Origin of the sequence: Marinobacter nanhaiticus D15-8W (assembly GCF_036511935.1) — a bacterium.
Lineage (GTDB): Bacteria > Pseudomonadota > Gammaproteobacteria > Pseudomonadales > Oleiphilaceae > Marinobacter_A > Marinobacter_A nanhaiticus.
Genome location: NZ_AP028878.1, coordinates 3,938,250 through 3,942,903, shown reverse-complemented (window position 1 = coordinate 3,942,903; position 4,654 = coordinate 3,938,250). Strand labels below are relative to the sequence as shown.

The window sequence follows — 4,654 nt, the reverse complement described above, 5'->3', positions numbered from 1 at the left end:
TCGCTGTCGTTTGAGTGTGGTGGGGAGCGCACGAATCGGCGTTTGCCACTCTGGCATGCGAGGGAGCGAAGGCTGCTTGTATGTGCTTCCTTCGCGGCATCCTTCGGAATTGGCTTCGTTGTATTCATGAATGAGAATTCATATCATTTACATTGGTATTAAAATTCATTAAGGTGTGGTCGTTTTTGGGGGCAGCGTTCGGGGAACGCTCATTGAAATAAAACACAGACGGATGTCAGTCATGAATCAAATGGACAAGCGCCTTACGACCTTCCGCCGCAGCTTGCTGGCCGCGATGGTCGCCGCAGCACCGGCCTACACGGTGGCTCAGGACAACAACGCGGATACCACGGAACTGGACGAGATCACCGTTACCGCCGACAAGGAAAACCCCCTGGGCCCGGACGAAGGTTACAAAGCCGAGCGCAGCCTGACCGCTACAAAAACCGACACACCTTTATCTGAAACCCCGCGCTCAGTGTCTGTTGTGACCCGTGAGCAAATCGAAGATCAGGGCGCGCAGACCCTGAGCGACATCCTCGACTACGTGCCTGGCATCTCCACCGCCAACTACCCGGCAGGCGATGCGCTAGCCGGGGACATCTTCTATATCCGCGGTATGAACCAGCGTGACTACGGCTATGGCACCTACCGCGACGGCCTGCGTATGCAGCCGAACGCCTACAGCACATCCGCCGAGCCCTATGGTCTGGAACGGGTTGAAGTGTTCAAGGGGCCGACCTCCGTCCTCTACGGCGAGAACGTTCCAGGTGGTCTGGTCAACCTGGTGAGCAAGCGCCCGACGGACGAGCCGCAGGCGGAGGTCAACCTGAGCTACGGTACGCACGACCGTAAGCAAGTTTCGACTGATGTTTCCGGTGCCCTGGTCGACGATGGAAGTGTCCGTGGTCGTTTGGTTTTTCTGGGACGCCAGTCTGACACCCAGACCGATAGCGTACCCGACGATCGCGTTTATATCGCGCCTTCTATATCCATCGATCTTACTGACAGAGATACGCTCACGCTCCTGACTCAGTACCAGAAGGACGAGACAGAGATTCAGCTTGGCCTGCCGGCGGCCGGTACCTTGCTGGACCATCCCAATGGCCAACTGGATACCGATACCAACCTTGGACATCCGGATTGGGATACCTTCGACCGGGAATTTTGGTCGCTGGGTTATGAGTATGAGCACCTGTTCAATGAGGAATGGGCGTTCCGTCAGAACGCGCGTTATGTGCGGTCGTTGGTTGATCGGCAGGAAACCTGGTGGACCTTCCCGCCTCCTTTGCCTGTAGTGCCCGGATTGTTGCCCAATGGCGCGGCAGGCGATGGATATGATGATTTCGTACTGGCGTATGGCCGTGATCGGCACAACGATTCGAAAGTTTTCTCCATTGATAACCAAATCGTTGGCAATATTAACTCTGGCCGGTTCGAAAATACCGTATTGGTAGGGGCCAGCTTCGACAAAGTCTCGTTCGAACAAACGCAATATATTGGCCAGCCACCGAACACCACAACACTGGCTCTTAACGATTACCAAATTATCGGTATCTTCGACCCGCAATGGATGGCTGAACCTCAGACTTTCGTCCTGGCTTCCAAAGATGAGCTGAAGCAGGACCTGGCTGGTGGCTATGCTCAGCTCCAGACCAAGGTGGGAGGATTGATTGCTCTGGTTGGTGGTCGCTATGACTGGGCAAAGAGCGAGATAAATGATCGGTCACCAGCCAATAATGATAGTGATCGCTCCGACAGCGAATTTACGTGGCAGACTGGCCTCATGTACCAGTTCGATTTTGGTCTCTCTCCCTACGTAAGCTATGCGACGACCTTCGTCCCGGTTCAACAGATTTCCAACGATGCGGGCGATACGTTTGAGCCTATCACCGGCGATCAAATCGAAGTAGGGGTGAAATACGAGCCGATCGGCTGGAATACGTCGATCACAGTAGCGGCATACGATCTGACCAAGGAAGACGATGTCGTCTACGATGAGCGGGAGACAGTCGAGGACTATCGTCAGGTTGGCGAGACCGAGTCGAGGGGCGTTGAGGTTGAGGTCAAGAGCGACATTACAGAGAGCTTCAATCTTACTGTGTCTTATAGCTATACCGACGCAGAGATCACGGAAGACTGGCCGGGATCCCGGTTCGAAGACGAGCAGATCACCGGTGTACCCCGCCATCAGGCATCGTTGTGGGCTAACTACAGGTTCATGGGCGGTGCCCTGAATGGCCTGCAAGCTGGTTTGGGCGCGCGATACCTAGGCAGCTCGTACGCGTATCCGCCAAAGGATTTGGCCTACGGCAAGCTTAAAACCGACGATGAAACTCTAATCGATGCGGCCCTGGCTTATGCTCTTACCGACAATTGGAGCGCCAGGGTCAACGTGAAGAACCTGTTCGACAAGGAGTACATCGCCCAGTGTAACAACGCAGGGCGTTGCTACTACGGTTCCGAGCGGACGGTTCAGGGCACGGTGTCCTACAACTGGTAAGTCTTTCTCAAAGTATTGTTGCGTTTGGGGGCGGTTCGCCGCCTCCGTTTTCTTGAGTACTTATAACCTCCGAACTTTTCGTTCCGAGGTTTTTTTGTCGTTTGTAGCCACAAGGAAGATTGAGTGAACAGGACATTGGCGGTCGGCTGGACTTCCGAACACACGTCCTCATCGAACACAGCCAGGGGAGCCTGGGCCGGACTCGCGCTGCTGGCAGTACTGATGCTTTGGCAGGGTTTTTTGCGTTATCCCGGGATGGACTTCCAGGCGCTATGGGCGCCGTGGCAAGTGAATCCGACCCTGGATGGCTTGCTGCTTTGGTGGTCCCAATTGCCCCGCGTCGTGGCCGGGCTGGTGGTTGGTGGCTGCCTTGGGCTGGCCGGGGCCCTGATGCAGTTGATCACCCGTAACCCGCTGGTGTCGCCGGATCTGTTGGGTATTACGGCGGGCGCCCAACTTGGCGTTATCCTGGCGTTCCTCCTGCCGGCGAGCCTGGGATTACCTGTCATATTCCTGGGCGGTGTCACTGCCGCGATGCTCACCTTTGCGCTAGCCGGAGGAAGCCGAACCACGCCCCCGAGGCTTGTTTTGGCCGGGGTTGCGATGGCGCAAGCGTTCTATGCACTGATTACGCTGTTCCTTACGTTGAACCAGCAGGCCGCCATGGTGGTTTCCCTCTGGGACACCGGCTCCCTTAGCCAGATGGGCTGGGGTGCGCTGAAGCCTGCGTTCTGGCTGGTTCCGCCGCTGTTGTTGCTGGTTATTCTGCTGCGCCGCCCCATCAATATGGCGCTGTTGGGCGAGGCGCAGATGCGCACGCTGGGCCTGTCGCCGCGTATGTTGAAAGCGGTGGTGATTCTGGTTGGCACGGTGCTCACGGCTCTGGCCATTCATCTGGCCGGTCCGCTGGGATTTATTGGTCTCGTGGCTCCTAATTTCGTGCGCTATGGGCTGGGCGTTCGCTGGCCAACACGCTTGCTGCCGCTGGCCGCGCTCTGGGGTGCGGTACTGACCCTGGCGGCTGACGTCCTGGTTACCTCGCTGAAGGACTGGCTGGATCTGCCCCTGGGCACCCTGTCTGCCATTATCGGCGCACTGGCCGTGCTTATCCTGCTGCGATTCACCCACAGCCGCGGTGTGGTTGGGCAGCCCGACACGATGGCTGGCGAACCCACCGGCGTGCGTCTACCGTTGTGGCCGACGGTGTTGGTGTTCGGTGCCGGGCTGGCTTGGATACTCTGGAATGGCACCCTGGGCGGGCCAGCACCGATTTCCCTCGCAGCTTTGGATGCCAGGGAGAATTGGGCCTGGACGCTCGTCGATCTACGCTTGCCACGCTTGTTGGTGGACGCTTGCGGTGGCGCCATGTTCGCCACAAGTGGGCTGATCTTGCAGGCGGTCACCCGCAATCCGTTGGCCAGTCCCAGTGTGCTCGGCGTGAGCCAGATGGCGGCGCTGGCGGTCCTGGCGGGACTCGTTATTGCGCCCGACATGCTCGCCGCCTGGCGGCTGCCGTTCGCCTGGGGTGGGGCGGCCCTGGCCTTGTTCCTGATTATTGGGCTCAACCTGCGTCATGGGCTGGAACCGCTGCGGCTGATCCTCACCGGGTTTGCCCTGACCGGTCTGGCCATGGGGGTAACCAGCCTGCTGATTGCCTACTACAGCCAGAACGTCACCCTGGCTTTGATCTGGATGGCCGGCAGCAGTTACGCCAGTACCTGGTACGATGTCTGGAGCCTGGCACCCTGGCTCGGAATCGGGCTGTTCCTCGCTGGGTTGACCGTTCGCTGGATGGATCTCCTGGCGCTGGGGGATGGTGTTGCGGACAGCCTGGGTCTGGCCTCGACCCGCAAGCGCCTTTGGCTGCTGGTACTGGCGAGCCTGATGATCGCAGCAAGTGTCAGCGTGCTTGGTCCGGTGGCCTTTATCGGCCTGCTGGTACCCCACGCCGTACGGCTCTTGGGTTTTCACGGTTACCGGAATCGGCTGATCGTGACACCGTTGATGGGGGCTTTGCTGCTGGTCGTCGCCGATGTCCTTGGCCAACGGGTGCTGGCACCGCTGGATATTCCGCTCGGCATCATGACGGCGGCGATTGGCGCACCGCTATTCCTGTTGTTGCTCAGCCGCACATACTTGCGCAAAGGATGA

The 4,654-nt window shown here is 58.4% G+C and carries 2 protein-coding genes; both read left to right on the top strand.

Annotated features, from left to right (window positions below):
• Positions 1–241 precede the first annotated feature (241 nt).
• Complete coding sequence (locus RE428_RS17705; RefSeq protein ID WP_004583271.1) at positions 242–2,503, top strand: TonB-dependent siderophore receptor; 2,262 nt, start codon at positions 242–244, stop codon at positions 2,501–2,503.
• A 123-nt stretch (positions 2,504–2,626) separates the two neighbouring features.
• A complete protein-coding gene (locus tag RE428_RS17700; protein ID WP_205624687.1) occupies positions 2,627–4,654 on the top strand; it encodes an iron ABC transporter permease in 2,028 nt (675 codons plus the stop codon).

Excerpts from the sequence above, each read along its gene's own strand:
- RE428_RS17705 (WP_004583271.1), top strand. The coding sequence starts at position 242 with ATGAATCAAATGGACAAGCGCCTTACGACCTTCCGCCGCAGCTTGCTG.